Raw genomic sequence first — 23,306 nt, 5'->3', positions numbered from 1 at the left:
GGTGCCGGCGTAAATGCTTGCATTGGCTTGATCGGGCGAAAAATCATGCCTCTGCATGGCGCTGTCGCCTCCTGGGAGCAAAGCGGAAACGGCAGCGAAATCAATCTCGCTGCCGTTTCCGTCAGGCCCTGAAGCCGATACGGCTCAGCCGCCCAGCTTCGCCAACTGCGGTTTCAGCTTGTCTACCGTGGCCTTGAAGCCGGCCAGGCGGTCGCGTTCCTGCTGTACGACGGCGGCAGGGGCGCGGTCGACGAAGCTGGCGTTGCCGAGTTTGCCTTCGGCCTTGGCGATCTCGCCTTCGAGCCGGGCGATTTCCTTGCCCAGGCGTTCGCGCTCGGCGGCGACGTCGATTTCCACCTTCAGCATCAGGCGGGTTTCGCCGGCGACCGCGACCGGTGCGAGCTCGTCGGCACCGATCTCGTCGACGATCTGCACCTCGGCAAGCTTGGCGAGGCCGGCGAGGTAGGGCGCGTACTGCGCCAGCACGACCTTGTCGCCGGCGACGACCAGCGGCAGGCGCTGGGCGGGCGAGATGTTCATCTCGCCGCGCAGGTTGCGGCAGGCGTGGATCAGCGCTTTCAGTTCGGCGACTTTCGCTTCCGCCGCTTCGTCGATGCGAGCGGCGTCGGCCTGCGGGTAGCGGGCCAGCATCAGGCTGTCGGCGTCCTTGCGTGCGGCCAGCGGCGCCACGGTCTGCCACAGCTCCTCGGTGATGAAGGGGATCAGCGGGTGGGCCAGGCGCAGCACGGTTTCGAGCACGCGCAGCAGGGTGCGGCGGGTGGCGCGTTGCTGGGCCGGGGTGCCGGTCTGGATCTGCACCTTGGCCAGTTCCAGGTACCAGTCGCAGTACTCGTCCCAGACGAATTCATACACCGCGCGGGCGACGAGGTCGAAACGGTAGGCTTCGAACTGGGTGGCGACTTCGGCTTCGGTGCGCTGCAGGCGGGAGACGATCCAGCGGTCGGCGAAGGAGAAGTCGAGCACCTCGGGCGTGCAGGCGACGCCTTCGCCCAGGCCGCAGTCCTGGCCTTCGGTGTTCATCAGCACGAAGCGGGTGGCGTTCCACAGCTTGTTGCAGAAGTTGCGGTAGCCCTCGCAGCGCGACAGGTCGAACTTGATGTCGCGGCCCGGGCTGGCGAGGCTGGCGAAGGTGAAGCGCAGCGCGTCGGTGCCGAAGGCGGGGATGCCGGTGGGGAATTCCTTGCGCGTCTTCTTCTCGATGCTCTGCGCCTGCTTCGGGTTCATCAGGCCGAAAGTGCGCTTGGCGACCAGTTCGTCGATGCCGATGCCGTCGATGAGGTCGATCGGATCGAGCACGTTGCCTTTGGACTTGCTCATCTTCTGGCCTTCCGCGTCGCGGATCAGGCCGTGCACGTAGACGTGCTTGAACGGGATCTTGCCGGTGATGTGCTTGGTCATCATGACCATGCGGGCGACCCAGAAGAAGATGATGTCGAAGCCGGTGACGAGCACCGTGGACGGCAGGTAGAGGTCGAGCGCGTCGTTGCTCCTGGCCGGCCATTCGGGCGTCCAGTCCAGCGTCGAGAATGGCCACAGCGCGGACGAATACCAGGTGTCGAGCACGTCCTCGTCGCGGCGCAGCGCGCCGGTGTAGCCGTCCTTGTCGGCCAGCGCGCGTGCTTCGGCTTCGTCGTGGGCGACCCAGCATTGGCCGTCGGTGCCGTACCAGGCCGGAATCTGGTGGCCCCACCACAGCTGGCGCGAGATGCACCAATCCTGGATGTTGTTCAGCCACTGGTTGTAGGTGTTGACCCAGTTCTCGGGGTAGAACCTGATCTCGCCCGAGGACACGCATTCCAGCGCCTTCTGGGTGATGCTCCTGCCGTCCGCGCCCGCCTTGCTCATGGCGACGAACCACTGGTCGGTCAGCATCGGCTCGATGACGACGCCGGTGCGGTCGCCGCGCGGCACCATCAGCTTGTGCGCCTTGGCTTCGACCAGCAGGCCGGCAGCCTCGAGTTCGGCGACGACCTTCTCGCGTGCCGGCACGCGGTCCAGCCCGGCGACCGAGGCCGGCATGGCGATGTGGCCCTTGGCCTGGCCGGCGGTGTCGAACACTTCGGCTTCGGCCGGCACCGCGCCGGCCAGCGTCAGCACGACGATCATGTCGAGGCCGTGGCGCTGGCCCACGGCGTAGTCGTTGAAGTCGTGCGCGGGCGTGACCTTGACGCAGCCGGTGCCGAATTCGCGGTCGACGTAGTCGTCGGCGATGATCGGGATGCGACGGCCGGTCAGCGGCAGTTCGACGGTCTTGCCGACCAGCGCGGCGTAGCGCTCGTCTTCCGGATGCACCATCACCGCGACGTCGCCGAGCAGGGTTTCCGGGCGGGTGGTGGCGACGGTGAGGCCGCGCAGTCCGCCGGCCGGGCCGTCGGTGAAGGGGTAGAGGATGTGGTAGAGCTTGCCGTCCTCTTCTTCCTGCACGACTTCGAGGTCGGACACCGCGGTGCCGAGCTTGGGGTCCCAGTTGACCAGGCGCTTGCCGCGGTAGATCAGGCCTTCGTTGTACAGGCGCACGAAGGTTTCGGTGACGGTTTTCGACAGGCCGGCGTCCATCGTGAAGCGTTCGCGCTTCCAGTCCGGGCTGGTGCCGAGGCGGCGCATCTGGCCGGTGATGCTGCCGCCGGAGTATTCCTTCCACTCCCAGACCTTCTCGAGGAACTTCTCGCGGCCGAGGTCGTGGCGGCTGATGCCCTGGGCGTCGAGCTGGCGTTCGACGACGATCTGGGTGGCGATGCCGGCGTGGTCGGTGCCGGGCTGCCACAGCGTGTTGTCGCCGCGCATGCGGTGGTAGCGCGTCAGCGCGTCCATGATCGTCTGGTTGAAGCCGTGCCCCATGTGCAGCGTGCCGGTGACGTTGGGCGGCGGCAGCAGGATGCAGAAGGCGTTGGGGTTCGACTTGTCGAGGCCGGCGTCGAAGTAGCCGCGGGATTCCCATTCGGGGTACCAGCGACGTTCGATGTCGGCGGGCTCGAAGCTTTTGGCCAGTTCCATGTTGTTTTACGCGCGTGAAGGCAAAGCGCGGATTATAGCGGATGCGCCCGCCGCGCCCGGCGGGCGCGTGGGGTGGCGGGTAGTGGGGGTAGGATGGGTAGAGCGCAAGCGAAACCCATCGGTGGCGGTATGAGGGCCCGGCTGGTGATGATGGGTTTCGCCTGCGGCTCTACCCATCCTACGGGGACTACCCATCCTGTGGGGAGGGTTTCGCTCGCTGGAGGGCGGCGGTTCAGCTTCGCAGCGGCGGCGGGAGATCCGGACTGCGTTCCATCTGGCGGCTGATGTGGGCCGACAGCTCGGGCTGCAGCGTGGCGCGCAGGTGGGCCTGGAGTTCGACCTGCAGGCGCTCGCTGAGGTTGTCGAGTTCGCGCTGCAGAATCTGCGGAAATTCCTGATCCATCCAGTCGTTGATGCTGCGTGCGATCAGGGTATCGAGCTCGATCAGGCGTTCGGCGATCTGGTAGGCGACGCGATCTTCGGTCGTGACTGCCGATTCGGCCGCTGAGAAGGCGGGGGCAGGCGGGGGGGGCGCATGCGCCGGGGGGGCTTCGACTGGCGCTGCCTTTTCTGCGGGCGGCGAGTCGAAGATCAGGGGATCGGGATCCCGTTCGCTCCAGCCCAGCGGCAGCTCGGATGGATCGACGACCTCGGTGAGGATGGGAAGATCGGTGGAATCGGCGTCTGCGGGGCTGGGCGGGGTAGGGGCGCCGGCTTCATTCGCTGGCCTGGCCGCGCGATGGCGGCCCAGCAAGGCGTCCGCCTGGTCCAGCAGGTCGTCGGCGCGTTCGAGTTCTTCGTCGGGGGGCAGCGGCAGCCAGTCCTTCATAGCGCCACCCTGCGTTCGGCGTCGAAGGCCTTCGGCTCCAGTCCCTGTTCGCGGTACTGCGCCCAGCGGGCGCGGGCGGGCTGGCGTTCGGCTTCGGTCTTGCCGACGATTTCGATCACGATCCTGAAGTCCTGGTAATCCGGCGGCAGATCCGGCGCGAGGTTGAACAGCGTGTCGGCATGCGGCCAGGGGGCGGCGGGAACGGCTTCGCCGATGACGACCGGCGTTTCCGCGGCCAGTTCGGAGTCGCGCAGCACGTGCGGGACGAAGGCGAGGGTGTCGCGCAGCCACAGCATGCGGTCGAGTTCCCGCGCGCTGTTGCCGTCGGGCATGCGCACCGCCACCTTGCGCCCGCTGCCGTAGGCGCGCCCGATCAGCTCGCAGGCGAGCGCGAGCCGGTCGGGCGTGTTGTGGTAGAAGCGGACGCTCGGCGCCATTCCGCTGCCGTTCAGTCGCCGCGTGCGCGGCCGACGAGGAACTCGGACAGCAGCGGCACCGGCCGGCCGGTCGCGCCCTTGGCGTCGCCTGACAGCCAGGCGGTGCCGGCGATGTCGAGGTGGGCCCACTTGTAGGCCTTGGTGAAGCGCGCCAGGAAGCAGGCCGCGGTGATGGTGCCGGCGTAGCGCCCGCCGATGTTGCCCATGTCGGCAAAGTTGCTCTTGAGCAGTTCCTGGTACTCGTCCCACAGCGGCAACTGCCAGGCGCGGTCGCCGGAGTCGGTGCCGCGCTTGAGCAGTTCGGCGGCGAGTTCGTCGTCGTTGGCGAGCAGGCCGCTGGGGATCTTGCCCAGGGCGACGACGCAGGCGCCGGTCAGCGTGGCGATGTCGATCACGCATTCGGGCTTGAAGCGCTCGGCGTAGGTCAGCGCGTCGCACAGCACCAGGCGGCCTTCGGCGTCGGTGTTGAGCACTTCGATGGTCTGGCCCGACAGCGAGGTGACGACGTCGCCCGGTTTGGTGGCGCCGCCGCCGGGCATGTTCTCGGTGGCGGCGATCAGGCCGACGACGTTGATCGGCAGGCCCATCCGGGCGATGGCCTTGAAGGTGCCGAGCACGCTGGCGGCGCCGCACATGTCGTACTTCATCTCGTCCATCTCGGCGGCCGGCTTCAGCGAGATGCCGCCGGTGTCGAAGGTGATGCCCTTGCCGACCAGCACGATCGGCCTGGCCCTGGATTTGCCGCCCTTGTAGTTCATGACGATGAACTTGGGCGGCTGGTGCGAGCCGCGCGCCACCGACAGGAAGGAGCCCATGCCGAGCTTTTCCATGTCGGCGCGTTCGAGCACTTCGACGTCGAACTTGTACTGCTTGCCCAGCGCCTGGGCGGTGTCGGCGAGATGGGTGGGGGTGCAGACGTTGCCCGGCAGGTTGCCGAGGTCTTTCGCCAGCGCCATGCCGGTGGCGATGGCGTGGCCGTAGCGCACCGCGGTGTCGAGCTCGGCGCTCGGTTCGGTTGCGGTCAGCAGCGTCAGCTTGCGCGCGCCGCGTTCCTTCTTGTCTTTCTTGTCCTTGCCGGACTTGAGCGCATCGAAGCGGTAGGCGCCGTCGGCCAGGATGCGGGCGGCCTGCTGCATCTTCCAGCTCAGCGGGCGTTCGCCGACGGCGAGGTCGGCCAGCGTGACGACGGCGTCCTTGGCCGGCGTCGCGGCCAGCGCCTTGGCGGCGGCGGTCAGCGCGTCGCGGTAGGCCTTGTCGCCGAATTCGTCCTGCTTGCCCAGGCTGACCAGCAGCACGCGCTCGGCGTGGGTGCCGGGCAGTTCGGCCAGCAGCAGCGTGGCGCCGGCCTTGTCGTCCAGGTCGCCGCGCTTCAGGTAGTGGGCGATGCGGCCTTCGGCGGCGGCATCGACGGCAGCGGTGGCGGTGGGCAGAACCCCGTCGGCAAAGGCGCCGAGCACCAGCAGGCCGGCCTTGGACTTCGCCGGCGAGCCGGTCTTTATGGTAAATTCCATCAGCTTTTTTCCTTGGGAAGACGCGTCTTGCGAACTGCCGCCGATTATGGCGCCTTCGCCCGGAACCCGTCAAAAAGCCTTCCGGCCGGGCCCTTCCCGCCGGCGGCTGCAACCTTCATCACAACCCTCTCTTGCCCATCGGTCCTATCGCGCGATGATCTTCCGCCGCGCCCTTCAGCGGGAATTCACCCACGCCGCCGCCGCGGTTTTCGTTGCACTGTTCGCGATCCTGATCTCGACCGTGCTGATCCGCCTGCTCGGCCAGGCCGCCGGCGGCCGCGTGCCGGCCGAAGCGGTGCTGGCGCTGATCGGCTACGGTGCGCTGGCGCAGTTGCCGACGGTGCTGACGCTGACCTTGTTCATCGCCATCCTGGTGTCGCTGTCGCGCAGCTACCGCGACTCGGAAATGGTGGTGTGGTTCGCGGCCGGCGTGCCGCTGACGTCCTGGATACGGCCGGTGCTGACGTTCGCGCTGCCGCTGGTGGTCGTGATCGGCGCCGGTTCGCTGTACCTGACGCCGTGGGCGCAGCAGCAGAGCAGCGAATATCGCGACCGTCTCGACAGCCGCGACGATACCCAGCGTGTCGCGCCCGGCGTGTTCCGCGAGTCCTCCGGCGCCCAGCGCGTGTTCTTCGTCGAGATCGGCGCCGGCGAGGATGGCCGGGTGCGCAACGTCTTCGTCAGCGAGGAGACGCGCGATGGCGGCCTGGTCGTGATCGCGTCGGCCGAAGGCTACATGCGCAGCGACGAGGAAGGGCGCCGTTTCGTGGTGCTGGAGAAAGGGCGGCGCTACGACGGCCGGCCGGGTACGCCGGAATACCGCGTGATGGAGTTCGAACGCTACGAAGTTCAGGTGGAGCAGAAGCCGGCCGTCAGCCAGCCGTCGCGCACCCGCGCGCTGCCCACCGCGCTGCTGCTGGCGCAGGGCGACAAGCGCAGCATGGGCGAACTGCTGGGCCGCTTCGGTGCGCCGCTGTCCGCGTTGCTGCTGGCCTTGCTCGCCATTCCGCTGTCCTTCGTCAATCCGCGCGCGGGGCGGGCCAACGGCTTGCTGATCGCGCTGCTGACCTATCTCGTCTATAGCAATGCCATCTCGGTGTTCCAGGGCTGGGTGGCGCAGGGGCGGATGAGCTTCGGCGTCGGGCTGTTCCTGCCGCACCTGATCGTGCTGGCCATGCTGGCGCTGCTGTTCTACAAGCGGCTGGCGGTGTCGCCGTTCTGGCGGGCGAGGTCGTCATGAGCATCCTGTTCCGCTATCTCGCGCGGGAGATCTACTCGGCCACGGCGCTGGTGCTGGTGGCTTTCCTGGGCCTGTTCGCCTTCTTCGACTTCATCAACGAACTGGAAGACGTCGGCAAGGGCGACTACCAGATCGCCGATGCGGCCGTGTATGTGGCGATGATCCTGCCCGGTCGCGTTTATGAACTGTTCCCGGTCGCGGTGCTGATCGGCACCTTGTATGCCCTGGCGACGCTGGCGCGCCATTCCGAAATCACCGTGATGCGCGCCTCCGGGATGTCGAACGGCGCGCTGGCGCGCATGCTGGCGCTGATCGGCAGCGTGCTGGTGGCGCTGACTTTCCTCATCGGCGAATACGTGGGCCCGCCGGCCGAAGCGGCCGCCCAGGAATGGAAACTGACGGCGACCCAGTCCACCGTGTCGCAGCAGTTGCGCTCCGGCCTGTGGGTCAAGGACGGCCGGCTGGTGATCAACGTCCGCACGATGCTGCCCGACCGCACGATGCAGAACGCGCGGGTGTATGAATTCGACGACGACTACGGCCTGCTGTCGATCAGCGAAGCCAGGCGCGGCGTGCACGACGGCAAGGAGCATTGGCGCCTGCTGGAAGTGTCCCGCACCCGCTTCCTCGATGACCGTACCGAAGTCGAACAGGTGCCGGAAATCACCTGGCGCTCGGATCTCTCGCCCGAAGTGCTGGGCGTGCTGATGGTGGGGCCGGAGCACATGCCGGTGGGCAGGCTGTGGACCTACATCCAGCACCTTCGCGACAACCAGCAGAGTTCCGACCGCTTCGAGATCGCGCTGTGGAAGAAGCTGATCTATCCCTTCGCCGTGCTGGTGATGATGGCGCTGGCGCTGCCTTTCGGCTTCATCCATGACCGCATGGGCGGCGCCAGCGCGCGCATCTTCATGGGGGTGATGCTGGGCGTGGGCTTCCATCTGCTGAACGGCTTGTTCTCCAACCTCGGCATGATCAACGCCTGGCCGCCGATCATGGCGGCGCTGACGCCCAGCCTGATCTTCCTGGCAGCTGCGGCAGGCATCCTGCGCTACGTCGAGCGGCGCTGAAGCGCCGGCCTCCTTTGGAGAGGCGGCTGCAGCGCGAAGCCGGCTGAGGCCGGAAACGAAAAACGGACCCGAAGGTCCGTTTTTCGTGCGTCACCGCGAGAGTGATCAGCCTTGCTGCTTTTGCTCTTGCTGTTGTTGCAGGGCAGCCTTCTTGGCAGCGGCGGCCTTGTAGTCCAGCTTTTCCTTGATGCGTGCGGACTTGCCCGAACGCTGGCGCAGGTAGTACAGCTTGGCGCGGCGGACGTCGCCGCGGCGCTTCACTTCGATACCGGCCACCAGCGGCGAGTAGGTCTGGAACGTGCGCTCCACGCCTTCGCCCGAGGAAATCTTGCGGACGATGAAAGCGGAGTTCAGGCCGCGATTGCGCTTCGCGATCACCACGCCTTCGTATGCCTGCAGACGTTCGCGGTTGCCTTCCTTGACCTTGACCTGGACGATCACGGTGTCGCCGGGGGCGAACTCCGGGATGGCCTTGCCTTGGGTCAGGCGGGCGATTTCTTCCTGTTCGAGCTGCTGAATCAGGTTCATTGCGGATACTCCATCGATGTTGTCGGCCTCTGTCTTTGCATCGGCCTGGCAGCAGAGCAGGTCGCCACCTGGTGCGTGCCGTTTATGTACGGGCTTTCAGACGATGCTGCCGTCTTCCGCCCCGGCTTGCTCCTGCCTGAATTCCTCAAGCAGTTTCAATTCGGTCTTGCTCAGTTGCCGCCCGGCCAGCAGATCCGGCCGCCGCAGTGCGGTGCGGCCCAGGGACTGCTTCAGCCGCCAGCGGCGGATTGCTGCATGGTTGCCCGACAGCAGCACCTCGGGCACTTTGTCTTCTCCCAGCACTTCCGGCCGCGTGTAATGCGGGCAGTCGAGCAGGCCATCGACGAAGGAATCCTCCTGCGCCGAATCGGCGGTGTTCAATGCGCCGGGCAGTTGCCGCACGATCGCGTCGAGCAGCACCATCGCCGGCAGTTCGCCGCCGGACAACACGAAGTCGCCGAGCGACACTTCCATGTCGACCGCGCGTTCGATGACGCGCTGGTCGATGCCTTCGTAGCGGCCGCACAGCAGGATCAAGCCCGGCTGCGCCGCCAGTTCCATCACCGCCGCCTGGTCCAGCCGGCGGCCTTGCGGCGACAGGTAGAGCACCGGGCCAGCAGCCCCGATCTCCGTCTGCTGGGCCACGCGCGCCGCTGCGATCGATTGCAGCAGCGGTTCGGCCAGCATCACCATGCCCGGCCCGCCGCCGTAGGGGCGGTCGTCCACCGTGCGGTGCGGATCGTGGGTGAAGTCGCGCGGGTTGTGGAAACCCAGCGCGTACAGCCCGCGATCCTTCGCCCGGCGGGTGATGCCGCTGCCCGTCAGGGCGACGAACATCTCGGGGAAGAGGGTGATGAGGTCGTAGCGGCGCAGGCCGCCCGCGATCGTCACCTCTGCCTCTTCCTGACTGCTCCCGGCTCCGGCGTGATCGCTCACGCCTACCAGTCCTCGCCCCAGGCGACGCGGATGCGCCGTGCGGCGAGATCGACATCCAGCACGTAGGCCGCGACGAAGGGAATCAGCCGCTCGCCGCCGTCCTGTGCCTCGTCCTTCACCTGCAGCACGTCATGGGCGCCGGTGGACAGCAGGCCATCGACCACGCCCAGCCGCGTGCCGGCTTCGTTGAAGACTTCGAGGCCGACGAGGTCGCCCCAGTAGTACTCGTCTTCGGCCGGTTTCGGCAGCGCTTCGCGCGGTGCACCGATGTACCAGCCGTCGATCGCCTCCGCCGCGTTGCGGTCCGGCACTTCGCCGAAGGCGGCGACCAGTCCCTTGCCGTGCGCCCGGCACGCTTTCAGCGTATAGGGCTTCCAGCGCTCGGCGGGAGCGCCGTCCTCGGCGCAGAGCCACCATTGCGGCATCTTGCGCCATTCGACCGGGTCATCGCCGAAGGGATGGATCTTGACCCAGCCCTGAACGCCGAAAGGGGCGACAATGCGCCCCAGTACGATCATGTGCCTGTCCGCCTCTTCAGGCCGTGGCCGGGATCGTCGCTGCTCAGGCAGCGGCCTTGGCGGCCTGCTTGGCCAGGCGGGCAACGGTCGGCGACAGCTGGGCGCCGTTCTGCTGCCAGTAGGCCAGGCGCTCGGCGTTGATCACCAGGCCCTGCGCGGCGCCGGAGGCAACCGGGTTGTAGTAGCCGACGCGCTCGATGAAACGGCCATCACGGCGATTGCGGGAATCGGCGGCGACGATGTTGAAGAACGGGCGCTTTTTGGCGCCACCACGGGCAAGGCGAATGACGACCATCTGATTTTCCTGATCGGTGGATGCGAAAAACGGCGAATTCTAGTGCAAAACGCTGCCGGGATCAAGCTGCGCGTGTTTTGTCGAACAAGAGGAAGCATGGCGGGCGAGCACTTGCGGAATGATGCCTGTTCCGGCACGTTCCGAGTTGCTCGAAGAGAAAAGTCGTGCATTCTCAAATATGACTAAAATGCAATAAATGAACATCTGCAACGTTTTCTGTCCATGATCCAGGCTCCACTTTCTGCTGTTGGCGACGAAGCGGGCGATTTCCTGCGCTGGCTGGAATCCGAACCCGCCGACGAGGTCGTCGACGACCTGGAAGGCTTGCGTACCCGCCTCGGGGAACTGCCGTGCAGCAGCGGGCTGGCGGATGAGGTACTGCGCTGCTGCCTGGAGGGCGGCGCGGCGCGGGGGCTGGACATCAGCAGCCGCATTCGTGCGCAGTTGCAGGAGGCCAGCCTGCCTTTGCCGCCCGTCCTGCATCGAGCGTCGATCGACATTTCCGCCACCCTGGCGGAAATGGCACGGAGGCTGGAAAGCCTGCAGTCCGCGGCTGCGCCGGATTTGCGTGCCTGGAAAGACGGCCGGCGCCTGGGGCTGGTGCTGTGCTGCGAAGCTTTCGTCGTGGCGGCGATGTCCGCTGCCAATGCGCCGCCTGGCTTGTGGGCGCTCGCCAACCGCGTGGCGGCCGAGCTCGAAGGCGATGCGTCCTATTTCACCATGGCGGCGATCGCCGCCGCGTCTCCCGAGAGCCTGACGGCCCGCCAGTTGGCCTGGATCGCCGATTTCCTCGGCAGCGGCCTGCCCGAGCTGCAGTTGCAGGCTGAGGGCGAGTCGCTCGTCGGTGCCTGGTGGATCGTACTGGGGACGGATACGGCGCCGGTATCGGTGGCGCGTGGGCTGGCGCCCGCGGGAGGCGACGTGCGCCACTTCAGCCTCGTACCGCTTGCGCGCGTGCTCGGCGAGCATGTCGAGCACCTGGAAACGGTGATCGCTGCCGCGGAGAACACCGGCGACACGCTCGAAGTGGAGCTGCTGGATGCAGGGGATGAGGAACTGCCGCCGGGCCTGACGCCGGTCGAACTGCTCGCGTTGCTGCGCACCCTGCGCGAACGCTGGGTGAGCTCCCCGCTGCGGATACAGCCCCGGCGGCCCCAGCACTATGCGATCCAGGTTTGTCTGGGTCTGCGCGGGCTGTGGGAGCTCGGGCGAGGGCGCAGCGAGGGCGGACGGGTGCTGGAATGGCAGGTGCTCAACGAAAGCCCGGGCGGCTACGCGATCATGAGCATCACGGAAACCGGGGCGGGTACCGGCCGGCCGGCGGAAATCGTTGCCGGTATCGTGCTCGGAGTCAGACGCCAGGCGGATGAGGCCTGGGCGGTGTGCGTGGTGCGCTGGGTGCGCAGCGAAGCGTCCGGCCGGATCGAACTGGGGCTGCAGATGCTGGCGCCGTCCTATCACGCGGTGCAGGTGGCTTTCCGCGGGGCCACGCTGCGGGGGGTGGTGCCTGCGCTGGCGCTGCCGGCCATGGAGCCGATGCGCCGTCATCCGGCTTTCCTCGCACCCGCCGGAACCTATGCTTCGCGCCGTTTCGTCTTCGTGCGCGAAGGCGCGCGCGTGTATGTGGCGCAGGGGCGCGCCCTGGGACTGGACATGCAGACTGCCAGCGTCGAACTGTTCCGCTACGAGATCGATCCCTACCCGATCTGATGGCAGGCCGGGCCGCGTGGATCGGGCCGCGCTGGCACGGATCGGCGTGATGCAGGTTGGCGTGCCTCGACTTGGGCGGCAAGGCCTGCGTGGCGCGGCCGGCGCGGCCCCAATGGTATGATCCGCGCCTCCCGATTCTCGCGCGCAGCCATGCAGGAAATACTCGTCCTTTACTACAGCCATCGCGGTTCGGTCCGCGCGCTGGCCGAGCAGATCGCCATCGGCATCCATCAGGTGCCCGGCGCCGTGGCACGGGTACGGACCGTGCCACGGGTGTCGACCGTGTGCGAGGCAGTGGAAGACGAGATACCCGCCGACGGCCCGGCCTACGTCGAGCCGCGCGACCTGGTCGAATGCGCCGGCCTGGCGCTGGGCAGCCCGACCCGCTTCGGCAACATGGCGGCGCCGATGAAGTATTTCCTCGACGGGCTGGCGGGAGAATGGGCCAATGGCGCGCTGATCGGCAAGCCCGCCTGCGTGTTCTCGTCATCCGCCAGCCAGCATGGCGGGCAGGAGAGCACGCTGCTGACGATGATGGTGCCGCTGCTGCACCACGGCATGATGCTGCTCGGCATTCCCTATTCCGAAACACGGCTCAACACCACGCGCAGCGGCGGCTCGCCCTATGGTGCGACCCACGTCGCCGGCATGGACGGCCTGCCGGTGCTGACGGCCGACGAGATCGAACTGGCGCGCGCCCAGGGGCGCCGCCTGGCCGAAGTGACGCTGCGGCTGGCGGGTGAGCGATGAGTCCGCGCCTGCTCAACCTCGTTGCCAGCATCAGCCTGCTGGCGCTGATCGCGCTGTGCGTGCTGTGGGAAGGCTGGCTCGCGCCGCTGCGCCCCGGCGGCTCGTGGATGATGCTGAAGGCGGTGCCGCTGCTGCCGGCGGTGTTCGGCATCCTGCGCGGCAAGCGCTACACCCATCAATGGGTGTCGATGCTGTCGCTGCTGTACTTCACCGAAGGCGTGCTGCGCGCCAGTGATCCGGGTTTGACCGGGGTGCTGGCGGGCGTGGAGATCGCGCTGTCGGTGCTGCTGTTCCTCGGCACGATGTACTATGCGCGCAACACCGCGCCGTCGCGGCTGGTGCCCGGGAAATAAGAGGAGGAGGCCGGGCCGCTGCTGGCCGGGAACACCACCGCCCTCGTAGGAGCGGCTTCAGCCGCGATGGGGCGGATGCCCCCATGCGCTGCTTTCGCGGCTGAAGCCGCTCCTACGGAAGACTGGGCCGGCCATGCGGCTTCAAACCTGCGGATTCAGCCGCGGGGCAGTGCTCTGCAGTTTGTTCAGCGCGTTCAGATAGGCCTTGGCCGAGGCGACGATGATGTCGGTGTCTGCGCCCTGGCCGTCCATCACGCGGCCTTCCTTGGCCAGGCGCACGGTGACTTCGCCCTGGGCATCGGTGCCGGTGGTGATGGCATTGACCGAATACAGCAGCAGCTGACTGCCGCTGTTGGCAACGCCCTCGATGGCCTTGAAGGCGGCATCGACCGGTCCCGAACCCTCGGACTGGGTGCGGTGCTCGGTGTTGCCGATGACCAGCGTCAGCTCGGCCAGCGGCGTTTCTCCCGTCTCGGAATGGAAGCGGCTCGACACCAGGCGGTAATGCTCGGCCTCGGGCGTGATCGCTTCGTCGCGCATCAGCGCGTGCAGGTCTTCGTCGAAGATCTCGTGCTTCTTGTCGGCCAGTTCCTTGAAGCGTGAGAAAGCATGGTTCAGGTGCTCCTCGCCGGTGATCTCGATGCCCAGCTCCTGCAGCCGCGCGCGGAAGGCGTTGCGGCCGGAATGCTTGCCCAGCACCAGCTTGTTGGCGCCCCAGCCGACATCCTCGGCGCGCATGATCTCGTAGGTTTCGCGGTGCTTCAGCACGCCGTCCTGGTGGATGCCGGACTCATGGGCGAAGGCGTTGGCGCCGACGATGGCCTTGTTGGGCTGCACCGGGTAGCCGGTGACCTGCGACACCAGCTTGGACGCCGGCACGATCTGGGTGGTGTCGATGCGGGTCTCGACCGGGAACACGTCGCCGCGGGTGCGCACCGCCATGACGATTTCTTCCAGCGAGGCGTTGCCGGCGCGCTCGCCCAGGCCATTGATGGTGCATTCGACCTGGCGCGCGCCGGCGTGCACGGCGGCGAGCGAGTTCGCCACCGCCATGCCGAGGTCGTTGTGACAGTGCACCGACCAGATCACCTTGTCGGAGTTGGGCACGCGCTCGATCAGCGTGCGGATGGTGCCGGCGTACTGCTCCGGCACGTTGTAGCCGACGGTGTCGGGCACGTTGATGGTCTTCGCGCCGGCCTGGATCACGGCCTCGAAGATGCGTACCAGGAAGTCGATGTCGGAGCGGCCGGCGTCCTCGGCCGAGAACTCGACGTCGTCGGTGAATTGACGCGCCAGCGCGACCGACTTCACAGCCTGCTCGACGACCTGGTCGGGCGTCATGCGCAGCTTCTTCTCCATGTGGATCGGGCTGGTGGCGATGAAGGTATGGATGCGGCCGCGGGCGGCCGGCGCGATGGCCTCGGCGGAGCGGCGGATGTCGTTTTCGTTGGCGCGCGCCAGCGAACAGACGGTGGATTCCTTGACCGCTTCGGCGATCGAGCGCACCGATTCGAAGTCGCCGTTGGAGGCGGCGGCGAAGCCCGCCTCGATGACATCGACCCGCATGCGTTCGAGCAGGCGGGCGATGCGCAGCTTTTCCTCGCGCGTCATCGATGCGCCCGGGCTTTGCTCGCCGTCGCGCAGGGTGGTGTCGAAAATGATCAGTTGGTCTTTCATGTTCAGCTCCTCGGGGAGGCGTCGTCATCGGCCGCGGCGGGAGGTTCCGTGCCGTCGGCCTGGGGGGCAGGTGCGGCCGGGGCCATTGCGCTGGCCCGCTTGTCCTTGCGCCGCTTCCAGCGCAGCACCCACATCACGTAGCCGGAAGCGGCATAGGCCAGGAACAGGCCGAACAGGATGCCCGGCGGATAGCTGGAAATCAGCGCGAAGACCAGTACGAAGGCGATCAGCACGATGAAGGGCACGCTCTTGCGCAGATTGATGCTCTTGCCGCTCCAGAACAGCACGTTGCTGACCATCGACACGCCGGCGAAGATCGTCAGCACGCAGGCGTAGCCGCTCAGCTCGTCGCCGGTGAAGCCGTTGTCGATGCCGACCCACACCAGGCCTGCGGTCAGCGCCGCGGCGGCGGGACTGGGCAGGCCCTGGAAGTAGCGCTTGTCGACGACGCTGATGTTGGTGTTGAAGCGTGCCAGCCGCAGCGCGGCGCCGGCGCAGTAGATGAAGGCCGCGATCCAGCCGAGCTTGCCGAGGTCGCGCAGCGCCCACTCGTACATCACCAGGGCCGGCGCCGCGCCGAAGGACACCATGTCGGCCAGCGAATCGTATTCGGCGCCGAACTCGCTCTGAGTGTGCGTCAGGCGCGCGATACGCCCATCCAGGCCGTCGAGCACCATGGCGACGAAGATTGCCACTGCCGCGATCTCGAAGCGCTGGTCCATCGCCTGCACGATCGCGTAGAAGCCGGCGAACAAGGCGGCGGTGGTGAACAGGTTCGGCAGGATGTAGATGCCGCGGCGGCGCTTGTCGGGCGTGATCAGGGGCATGCGGTCGGGATCGTCCATGTGGACACTAATGGTTCTGCAGGAATTCGATTCTAGCAGTCCGCCGCCCGCGCTGCGCCGAATCGCTGCTGGGCGCTGCCGATCAGCTCCTGGCGAGGGCGTCGCGCAACTGCGCAGCGTAGCCCTGCAGCACGTCGGCCGGCGGATCCTTGCGCGGCCATGACAGCGCGATGCCGTCGTCACTGTGGCGCGGCACCACGTGCATGTGGAAATGGAACACCGTCTGATCGCCTTCGCGGCCGTTGGCCTGCAGCAGGGTCAGGCCGGGCGGGTCGAAGGTGTCGCGTACCGCGTGGGCGACACGCTTCACCGTCCGTGCCACCGCGGCGGCTTCGTCCGGCGTGATGTCGAACAGCGTGGCGGCATGGCGCCTGGTGGCCACCAGGACGTGGCCGGGATTGACCTGGCCGATGTCCATGAAGGCGATGGTGAGTTCGTCCTCGAAGACGCGGGCCGAAGGAATCTCGCCTGCGACCAGGCGGCAGAAGATGCACTGGCCGGGCGGCGAGGTGTCGATGAACATGGGCATGAAGAAAACCTCCTTGGGCGTGAAAACCGGCCGCGTGCGAAAAGCTGCAGCCGGTTGCAGGGAGGCAGTTTAGCCGTGCCGCCGGCGGCGGGGAAACCGGCGCCGGCCGAGGGGGGCTTCAGTCGGCCTCAGTCGACAATGGCCGCTTCGTCCGGTACCACCACCGCGAACAGGTCGCCCAATGCCGCCAGTGCGGCCGCCTGCAGGCTTTCGGCGCTGACCACCGAGCCGTCCGGTGCGGCCAGCGGCCGGGTCGCGGTGGCGGCGGCCGGCACCGTCACGGCGTAGCCGAGGTTGAAGGCGCCGCGGGCGGTGGAGTTGATGCACATGTGGGTCATGAAGCCCGTCACCACCAGGTTCTTGACGCCGGCGGCTTTCAGACGCTCGTCCAGGTCGGTACCGATGAAGGAGTTCGGATAATTCTTGACCACCACCGCCTCGCCGTCTGCGGGCGCGACCTTGTCGGCGATGGCGCCGATTTCGGCACGCACGTCGTAGGGGGTGCCGGGGCCGGCGTCGTGCTGGATGTGCAGCACCGGAATCTTCAGTGCCCGCGCGCGGGCCAGCAGCGTCGCGCACTGATCGAGCGCCGGCTCGACGCCGGTCAGTTGCATGATGCCTTCGCGATAGGTGTTCTGGGCATCGACGATGATCAGCGCCGATTCGGACAGGGGGGCAGGGGTGTCGGGCTGGCCGGTCAACTGGCGCAGGGTGGTGGATGCGGTGCTCATGTGTCGTCTCCTGATGATGTCGGCGTCGCCTGGCGCTGCAGATGCGACGGTGATGGGAGGCTATACTTTGCCGCTGCCTGCGTGAATAGGCATTTCTGCCGGAAATCCATGCAGATTTGCAGGGCGAGAGGGCTTCCGAACAAGGGCGTGCCGAGTCGCCTGATGCGAGCCGATGCGGATCAGGAGGCCGGAAAAGGGGTTGCCGTGGCGATGAACTGGGATGATCTGCGTTTTGCCGTGATGCTGGGCCGGGAGGGCACGCTGGCAGCGGCGGCGCGCCGGCTCGGTGTCGACCAGACCACCGTCGCCCGCCGCCTGAAAGCGCTGGAAACCGCGCTGGGCGCAAGCCTGTTCGAGCGTGGCGACGGCCACTGGCAGCCCACGGCGGTCGGCCTGCGCGTGCTGGAACGGGCCGGCCGCATCGAGGAGGACATGGCCGGCGTGGTGCGCGTCGCCGAGGCTGGCGCGGGCAAGGTGGGCGGCGTGGTGCGCATCACCGCGGTGGCTGCCATCGTCGGCGAATGGCTGGTGCCGCGACTGCGGGATCTGTGCGCCCGCCATCCCGAGCTGTGCGTCGACGTCATCGCCAGCAACGACAACCTCAACGTCGCCCGGCGCGAGGCCGACATCGCGATCCGCCTCGCACGGCCGGCCAGCGGCGACTTCCTGATCCGCAAGCTGGCGGACGTCGGCTTCGCCGTCTATGGCGCTGCACGGGGCGATTTGCCGGTACGGACCGGAGACTGGGTGGCCTACAACGAGGATCTCGCCCACACGCCGGAAATGCGCTATCTGCAATCCATGCTCGGCAGCGGCCGCATCCGCCTGCGCTCGAACAGTCTGAGGGGGCTGGCGCGCGCGGTGGCCGATGGCGTGGGCCACGGCGTGCTGCCGTGCTTCCTCGCCGATGCCGTGCCCGGCCTGGTTCGTCTGACCGGCGCCCGGCCGGTGCTGAGCCGGGAGCTGTGGATGCTGATCCACCCGGATGCGCGCTCGCAGGCGCGGGTCGCGGCGACGGCGGACTGGCTGGTGGAACGTTTCCAGGCCGAGGCGGCGGGTTTTGCGGGGATCCTTGCGTAAATGGTGCGTCTCTGCGGCGGAGGAAAATTCGACCGCAAGATTCGGAGTGCCCGTAGTCGGATGGCAGCCTAAGCTGGCACCATGATCAAGTGTCGCAGGACAAAGCCATGAACGCGAATCTCCAGACTCCATCGCCTTATGCAAGCGAAGCCTCGCGCTGGCAGGCGGTGCAGGCGCGTGACCCGGAGGCCGACGGCCATTTCGTCTACGCCGTGCGCACCACGGGCGTGTATTGCCGGCCGAGCTCCGCGGCCCGGCTGCCGCGGCGCGAGAACGTCGAGTTCTTCGATTCGGCCGAAGCCGCCGAGGCTGCCGGCTACCGCCCCAGCCGCCGCGCGCATGGCGACAGGACGACCGCTGCGGCCGAACGGGCTGCGCTGGTGGCGCAGGCCTGCCGCCGGATCGAGGAAAGCGAACCGCCGCCCGGACTCGATGCGCTGGCCGCCGAGGCCGGCATGAGCCCCTGGCATTTCCACCGCATTTTCAAGGCCGAGACGGGGGTGACGCCCAAAGCCTATGCTTCCGCCCGGCGGGCCGCCCGGTTGCGCGAGGAACTGGGCGAGCCGGCGGCCTCGGTGACGGATGCGATCTATGGCGCCGGCTTCAGTACCAGCAGCCGCTTCTACGAGACTTCGAACCAGCGCCTCGGCATGCGCGCGCGGGACTACCAGGCCGGCGGCACCGGAACCGAGATCCGCTTCGCCGTCGGCCAATGCACGCTGGGTGCCATCCTGGTCGCACAGAGCCGGCGCGGTATCTGCGCCATCCTGCTGGGCGACGATCCCGATGCCCTGGTGCGCGACCTGCAGGACCGCTTTCCCATGGCCGAACTGGTTGGTGGCGATGCCGATTTCGAACGCCTGGTGGCGCAGGTCGTCGGCTTCGTCGAGATGCCTGTCATCGGCCTGAACCTGCCGCTGGACGTGCGCGGCACGGCTTTCCAGGAACGCGTGTGGCAGGCCTTGCGCGCGATTCCGGCCGGCGCCACGGCCACCTATGCCGAGATCGCCGAGCGCATCGGCGCGCCGCGTGCAGCAAGGGCCGTCGGTGCGGCCTGCGGCGCCAACCCCATCGCCGTCGCCATTCCCTGCCATCGTGTCGTGCGCCGCGACGGCGATCTGTCGGGTTATCGCTGGGGCGTGGAGCGCAAGCGGGAATTGCTGCGGCGGGAGGCCGAGCCCGCGGCGGTAGTGGAAGCAGGCTGAAAAGAAAAAGGCCGGAGCCGCATGATGCGGTTCCGGCCTCTGTACGCCGCAAGGGCGCGCGAAGATCAGTTCTTCGACTTGTCGACCAGGGCCTTGGCCTTGATCCAGGGCATCATGTCGCGCAGCTGGGCGCCGACCTTCTCGATCGGGTGCTCGGCGTTCAGGCGGCGGCGAGCGGTCATGCTCGGGTAGTTGCTGCGGCCTTCCTGGATGAACATCTTGGCGTATTCACCGGTCTGGATGCGCTTCAGGGCGTTGCGCATGGCGGCGCGCGACTGCTCGTTGATGACTTCCGGGCCGGTCACGTACTCGCCGTACTCGGCGTTGTTCGAGATCGAGTAGTTCATCGTGGCGATGCCGCCTTCGTACATCAGGTCGACGATCAGCTTCAGCTCGTGCAGGCACTCGAAGTAGGCCATTTCGGGCGCGTAGCCGGCTTCGGTCAGGGTTTCGAAGCCCATCTTGACCAGCTCGACGGCACCGCCGCACAGCACGGCCTGTTCGCCGAACAGGTCGGTTTCGGTCTCTTCCTTGAAGTCGGTCTCGATCACGCCGCCCTTGGTGCCGCCGTTGGCCGCAGCGTAGGACAGGGCGATGTCGCGGGCCTTGCCGGACTTGTCCTGGTACACCGCGATCAGCGAGGGCACGCCGCCGCCGCGCAGGTATTCGGAGCGGACGGTGTGGCCGGGGCCCTTCGGCGCGACCATGATCACGTCGAGGTCTTCACGCGGCACGACCTGGTTGTAGTGCACGTTGAAGCCGTGGGCGAAGGCCAGCGCGGCGCCTTGCTTGATGTTCGGCTCGACGTCGTTCTTGTAGACCTCGGGGATGTTCTCGTCCGGCAGCAGGATCATGACGACGTCGGCGTCGGCGACGGCTTCCGCCACTTCCTTGACCTGCAGGCCGGCACCTTCGGCCTTGGACCACGAGGCGCCGCCCTTGCGCAGGCCGACGGTGACCTTGACGCCCGAGTCGGACAGGTTCTGGGCGTGGGCGTGGCCCTGCGAGCCGTAGCCGACGATGGTGACCTTCTTGCCCTTGATGAGGGAGAGGTCGGCGTCCTTGTCGTAATAAACCTTCATGTTCGTCCTTTCGTTTGCGGTGTGGGGTGGGTCAGAGCTTGAGCACGCGGTCGCCGCGGCCGATGCCGCAAACGCCCGAGCGCACGGTTTCGAGGATCAGGGCGGGCTCGATGGCGCCGAGGAAGGCGTCGAGCTTGCCCTGGTTGCCGGTCAGCTCGACGACGTAGGAGGCGTCGGTGACGTCGATGATGCGGGCGCGGAAGATGTCGACGGTGCGCTTGATCTCCTCGCGATCCTTGCCGGTGGCGCGGATCTTGACCAGCATCAGCTCGCGTTCGATGTGCGCCGCCTCGGAGATGTCGACCACCTTGACCACCTCGACCAGCTTGTTCAGCTGCTTGGTGATCTGCTCGATGATGTCGTCCGAGCCGGTGGTGACGATGGTCATGCGCGACATCGAGGCGTCTTCGGTCGGTGCCACGGTCAGCGACTCGATGTTGTAGCCGCGCGCCGAGAACAGGCCCGAGACGCGCGACAGCGCGCCGGATTCGTTTTCGATCAGAAGGGAAATGACGTGACGCATGGTGTGTTCGGTCCTGGATTAGAGGTCTTCGGCGGACAGGATCATCTCGGTGAGGCCCTTGCCGCCCTGCACCATCGGGTAGACGTTCTCGGTCGGGTCGACCTGGAAGTCGAGGAACACGAGCTCGTTCTTGTGCGTGGTGAAGGCCTCGCGCAACGCACCTTCGACATCCGAGGGCTTGTCGACGCGGATGCCGACGTGGCCGTAGGATTCGGCCAGCTTGGCGAAGTCGGGCAGCGAATCCATGTAGGACTCGGAGTAGCGGCCGCCGTGGAACAGCTGCTGCCACTGGCGCACCATGCCCAGGTAGCGGTTGTTCAGGTTGCAGATCTTGATCGGCAGGCGGAACTGCTTGCAGGTCGAAAGCTCCTGGATGTTCATCTGGATCGAGGCTTCGCCGGTGATGCAGGCGACCTGCATGTCCGGGTGGGCGAGCTGCGCACCCATCGCGTAGGGCATGCCGACGCCCATCGTGCCCAGGCCGCCGGAGTTGAGCCAGCGGCGCGGCTTGGTGAAGGGGTAGTACTGCGCGGCCCACATCTGGTGCTGGCCGACGTCGGAGGTGACGATGGCTTCGCCGCCGGTCACTTCCCACAGCTTCTGCACGACGAACTGCGGCTTGATGATCTCGTCCGAGTTCTTGTAGACCATGCAGTTGCGGCCGCGCCATTCCTCGACCTGCTTCCACCAGGCGGCGAGCGCCTCGGGGTTGGGGCGGGCCTCGCCGCTTTCGAGCTGGCGGATCATCTCCTCCAGCACTTCCTTGACGTCGCCGACGATGGGCACGTCGACCTTGACGCGCTTCGAGATCGACGACGGATCGATGTCGATGTGGATGATCTTGCGCGGCTCTTCGGCGAAGTGCGAGGGCAGGCCGATGACGCGGTCGTCGAAGCGGGCGCCGACGGCCAGCAGCACGTCGGAGTAGTGCATCGCCATGTTGGCTTCGTAGGTGCCGTGCATGCCCGGCATGCCGAGATACTGGCGGTCGCCGGCGGGGTAGCCGCCCAGGCCCATCAGGGTGTTGGTGACGGGGTAGCCGAGCAGGCGGGTGAGCTTGGTGAGCTGTTCGGCCGCGTTCGACAGCACCACGCCGCCGCCGGTGTAGATCATCGGCCGCTTGGCGCCGAGCAGCAGCTGCACGGCCTTCTTGATCTGGCCCGAGTGGCCCTTGACCACCGGGTTGTACGAGCGCATCGAGATTTCCTTCGGATACTCGTACTCGCACTGGTGCATCGACACGTCCTTGGGAATGTCGACCAGCACCGGGCCGGGGCGGCCGGTCTTCGCCAGGTAGAAGGCTTTCTTGATCGTCGACGCGATCTCGCGCACGTCCTTGACCAGGAAGTTGTGCTTGACGCAGGGCCGGGTGATGCCGACGGTGTCGACTTCCTGGAAGGCGTCCTGGCCGATGGCGGCGGTGGGCACCTGGCCGGAGATGATCACCAGCGGAATGGAGTCACAGAAGGCGGTGGCGATACCGGTGACGGCATTGGTCGCGCCCGGACCGGAAGTCACCAGCGCGACGCCGACCTGCTCGGTGCTGCGCGCATAGCCGTCGGCGGCGTGCACCGCGGCCTGCTCGTGGCGCACCAGCACGTGGCGCACGGATTCCTGCTGGAACAGCGCGTCGTAGATATACAGTACTGCACCGCCGGGATAGCCGAAGACGTACTCGACCTTTTCTTCCTGAAGGCACCTGATTACAATTTCGGCTCCGGTAAGCACCATCGCAAACTCACTCGACAAATCGTTTGAAGAAACGCGCAACGTTACCGGCCATGGCGGGTTTGGTCAAGGCGGACAAGGGCTTGTTCCGGCGCCCGTACCGCTTCGCACATCGATCGACCCTCCGGACTTCTTTCTCCATGAAGCGCAATCCCGAACGTCCTGCCGCCGCCGCCAAGGCCTCGACCGCGTCTGCCGGTGCCGTCGAGCGCCCGCGCGTCGAACTGGCGGGTCTGCGCAGGCGGCTGGCGAGCATGCTGTACGAATCGATGCTGCTGCTCGGCGTGCTGGCGCTGACCTTTCTCGTCCCTTACCTGATGCTGGGGGTCGGCTTGCAGATCGCGCCGCCGGGCTGGTTCGCCTGGCTGCACATCTTCGCCGTGCTGGGCGCCTATTTCGTCTGGTACTGGCGCCGCCACGGCCAGACCCTGGCGATGCAGACCTGGCGCCTGAAGCTGGTCGATGCCGCCGATGGCCGCAGCCTGCCGCTGGGCCGCTGTTGGCTGCGCTATGCGCTGTGCTGGCCGTCGGTGCTGCTGTTCGGCGTCGGCCTGCTGTGGGCGCTGATCGACCGCGACCGCCAGTTTCTGCACGACCGCCTGGCGGGCTCGTGCATCGTGCTGCTGCCGCCCGCCGCCAAAGGCTGAGCGGGCCGAAGACGGCATCCAGCATCGCGCCGGCGGAACTTTTGCCACGCTGGCGGAGTAGCATGGC

23 protein-coding genes are annotated in these 23,306 nt (G+C 67.1%); 8 read left to right on the top strand and 15 right to left on the bottom strand.

What is annotated here, in order from left to right; genetic code table 11:
• Positions 1-144: 144 nt before the first annotated feature.
• From TBU01S_RS02165 to TBU01S_RS02150, 4 genes are all read right to left on the bottom strand, one after another.
• Positions 145-3,015: a valine--tRNA ligase gene (locus TBU01S_RS02165; RefSeq protein WP_068634998.1), complete on the bottom strand. Its 2,871-nt coding sequence runs from the start codon at positions 3,013-3,015 to the stop codon at positions 145-147.
• A gap of 232 nt (positions 3,016-3,247) precedes the next feature.
• Positions 3,248-3,844 (bottom strand): hypothetical protein, encoded by a 597-nt coding sequence (locus TBU01S_RS02160; protein ID WP_068634997.1) that lies wholly within the window; start codon positions 3,842-3,844, stop codon positions 3,248-3,250.
• Positions 3,841-4,281: a DNA polymerase III subunit chi gene (locus TBU01S_RS02155; protein WP_068634996.1), complete on the bottom strand. Its 441-nt coding sequence runs from the start codon at positions 4,279-4,281 to the stop codon at positions 3,841-3,843. The genes TBU01S_RS02160 and TBU01S_RS02155 overlap by 4 nt, the downstream gene beginning before the upstream one ends.
• Positions 4,282-4,292: 11 nt before the next feature.
• Positions 4,293-5,792 carry a leucyl aminopeptidase gene (locus tag TBU01S_RS02150; RefSeq protein WP_068634995.1) on the bottom strand — a complete coding sequence of 500 codons (1,500 nt, stop codon included), beginning with the start codon at positions 5,790-5,792 and terminating at the stop codon, positions 4,293-4,295.
• A gap of 154 nt (positions 5,793-5,946) precedes the next feature.
• Here TBU01S_RS02150 and lptF point away from each other — a divergent pair, with 154 nt between their 5' ends.
• Positions 5,947-7,032, top strand: coding sequence for an LPS export ABC transporter permease LptF (gene lptF / locus TBU01S_RS02145; RefSeq protein WP_068634994.1), 1,086 nt, complete (start codon positions 5,947-5,949; stop codon positions 7,030-7,032).
• The gene (lptG, locus tag TBU01S_RS02140) at positions 7,029-8,102 is read left to right on the top strand and encodes an LPS export ABC transporter permease LptG (RefSeq protein ID WP_068634993.1); all 1,074 of its coding nucleotides are present in this window, start codon (positions 7,029-7,031) and stop codon (positions 8,100-8,102) included. Before lptF ends, lptG begins: the two co-directional genes overlap by 4 nt.
• A 105-nt stretch (positions 8,103-8,207) precedes the next feature.
• Here the strand turns inward: lptG and rplS are convergent, their stop codons facing one another.
• From rplS to rpsP, 4 genes are all read right to left on the bottom strand, one after another.
• Positions 8,208-8,630, bottom strand: a complete 423-nt coding sequence (rplS, locus tag TBU01S_RS02135) for a 50S ribosomal protein L19 (RefSeq protein WP_068634992.1) — start codon at positions 8,628-8,630, stop codon at positions 8,208-8,210.
• A gap of 96 nt (positions 8,631-8,726) precedes the next feature.
• Positions 8,727-9,521 (bottom strand): tRNA (guanosine(37)-N1)-methyltransferase TrmD, encoded by a 795-nt coding sequence (gene trmD / locus TBU01S_RS02130; protein WP_281178396.1) that lies wholly within the window; start codon positions 9,519-9,521, stop codon positions 8,727-8,729.
• 47 nt (positions 9,522-9,568) lie between these two features.
• Positions 9,569-10,084, bottom strand: a complete 516-nt coding sequence (rimM, locus tag TBU01S_RS02125; RefSeq protein ID WP_068634990.1) for a ribosome maturation factor RimM — start codon at positions 10,082-10,084, stop codon at positions 9,569-9,571.
• Positions 10,085-10,127: 43 nt separating this feature from the next.
• On the bottom strand, positions 10,128-10,379 hold the full coding sequence (gene rpsP / locus TBU01S_RS02120; RefSeq protein ID WP_068634989.1) for a 30S ribosomal protein S16: 252 nt from the start codon (positions 10,377-10,379) through the stop codon (positions 10,128-10,130).
• A gap of 222 nt (positions 10,380-10,601) precedes the next feature.
• Between rpsP and TBU01S_RS02115 the strand changes: the two genes are divergently transcribed.
• From TBU01S_RS02115 to TBU01S_RS02105, 3 genes are all read left to right on the top strand, one after another.
• On the top strand, positions 10,602-12,089 hold the full coding sequence (locus TBU01S_RS02115; protein WP_068634988.1) for a cyclic-di-GMP receptor FimW-related protein: 1,488 nt from the start codon (positions 10,602-10,604) through the stop codon (positions 12,087-12,089).
• A 150-nt stretch (positions 12,090-12,239) separates the two neighbouring features.
• Positions 12,240-12,839 (top strand): NAD(P)H:quinone oxidoreductase, encoded by a 600-nt coding sequence (gene wrbA / locus TBU01S_RS02110; protein ID WP_068634987.1) that lies wholly within the window; start codon positions 12,240-12,242, stop codon positions 12,837-12,839.
• Positions 12,836-13,192 (top strand): DUF2069 domain-containing protein, encoded by a 357-nt coding sequence (locus TBU01S_RS02105; protein WP_068634986.1) that lies wholly within the window; start codon positions 12,836-12,838, stop codon positions 13,190-13,192. The genes wrbA and TBU01S_RS02105 overlap by 4 nt, the downstream gene beginning before the upstream one ends.
• A gap of 141 nt (positions 13,193-13,333) precedes the next feature.
• Here TBU01S_RS02105 and TBU01S_RS02100 read toward each other — a convergent pair whose 3' ends face one another.
• The 4 genes from TBU01S_RS02100 to TBU01S_RS02085 form a co-directional block, all read right to left on the bottom strand.
• Positions 13,334-14,869, bottom strand: coding sequence for a 2-isopropylmalate synthase (locus TBU01S_RS02100; protein WP_068634985.1), 1,536 nt, complete (start codon positions 14,867-14,869; stop codon positions 13,334-13,336).
• Positions 14,870-14,871: 2 nt separating this feature from the next.
• A complete protein-coding gene (pssA, locus tag TBU01S_RS02095; protein WP_068634984.1) occupies positions 14,872-15,714 on the bottom strand; it encodes a CDP-diacylglycerol--serine O-phosphatidyltransferase in 843 nt (280 codons plus the stop codon).
• 82 nt (positions 15,715-15,796) lie between these two features.
• Positions 15,797-16,243 carry an HIT family protein gene (locus TBU01S_RS02090; RefSeq protein WP_068634983.1) on the bottom strand — a complete coding sequence of 149 codons (447 nt, stop codon included), beginning with the start codon at positions 16,241-16,243 and terminating at the stop codon, positions 15,797-15,799.
• 128 nt (positions 16,244-16,371) lie between these two features.
• On the bottom strand, positions 16,372-16,974 hold the full coding sequence (locus tag TBU01S_RS02085) for a cysteine hydrolase family protein (RefSeq protein WP_068634982.1): 603 nt from the start codon (positions 16,972-16,974) through the stop codon (positions 16,372-16,374).
• 210 nt (positions 16,975-17,184) lie between these two features.
• On the opposite strand from TBU01S_RS02085, the gene TBU01S_RS02080 reads away from it, so the two are divergent.
• The gene (locus TBU01S_RS02080) at positions 17,185-18,054 is read left to right on the top strand and encodes a LysR family transcriptional regulator (RefSeq protein WP_068634981.1); all 870 of its coding nucleotides are present in this window, start codon (positions 17,185-17,187) and stop codon (positions 18,052-18,054) included.
• A 107-nt stretch (positions 18,055-18,161) separates the two neighbouring features.
• The gene (ada, locus tag TBU01S_RS02075) at positions 18,162-19,259 is read left to right on the top strand and encodes a bifunctional DNA-binding transcriptional regulator/O6-methylguanine-DNA methyltransferase Ada (protein WP_068634980.1); all 1,098 of its coding nucleotides are present in this window, start codon (positions 18,162-18,164) and stop codon (positions 19,257-19,259) included.
• A gap of 65 nt (positions 19,260-19,324) precedes the next feature.
• Here ada and ilvC read toward each other — a convergent pair whose 3' ends face one another.
• Genes ilvC through TBU01S_RS02060 form a run of 3 tightly spaced genes read right to left on the bottom strand, consistent with a single transcriptional unit; the run spans position 19,325 to position 22,613 of the window.
• Positions 19,325-20,341: a ketol-acid reductoisomerase gene (gene ilvC, locus TBU01S_RS02070; RefSeq protein ID WP_068634979.1), complete on the bottom strand. Its 1,017-nt coding sequence runs from the start codon at positions 20,339-20,341 to the stop codon at positions 19,325-19,327.
• Positions 20,342-20,372: 31 nt separating this feature from the next.
• Positions 20,373-20,864 carry an acetolactate synthase small subunit gene (gene ilvN, locus TBU01S_RS02065; RefSeq protein ID WP_068634978.1) on the bottom strand — a complete coding sequence of 164 codons (492 nt, stop codon included), beginning with the start codon at positions 20,862-20,864 and terminating at the stop codon, positions 20,373-20,375.
• An 18-nt stretch (positions 20,865-20,882) separates the two neighbouring features.
• The gene (locus TBU01S_RS02060) at positions 20,883-22,613 is read right to left on the bottom strand and encodes an acetolactate synthase 3 catalytic subunit (protein ID WP_083953411.1); all 1,731 of its coding nucleotides are present in this window, start codon (positions 22,611-22,613) and stop codon (positions 20,883-20,885) included.
• A 119-nt stretch (positions 22,614-22,732) separates the two neighbouring features.
• Between TBU01S_RS02060 and TBU01S_RS02055 the strand changes: the two genes are divergently transcribed.
• Positions 22,733-23,239: an RDD family protein gene (locus TBU01S_RS02055; protein WP_083953410.1), complete on the top strand. Its 507-nt coding sequence runs from the start codon at positions 22,733-22,735 to the stop codon at positions 23,237-23,239.
• The last annotated feature ends 67 nt before the right edge of the window (positions 23,240-23,306 follow it).

Origin of the sequence: Thauera butanivorans NBRC 103042 (assembly GCF_001591165.1) — a bacterium.
Lineage (GTDB): Bacteria > Pseudomonadota > Gammaproteobacteria > Burkholderiales > Rhodocyclaceae > Thauera > Thauera butanivorans.
This window is presented reverse-complemented; position numbering and strand designations above follow the sequence as displayed.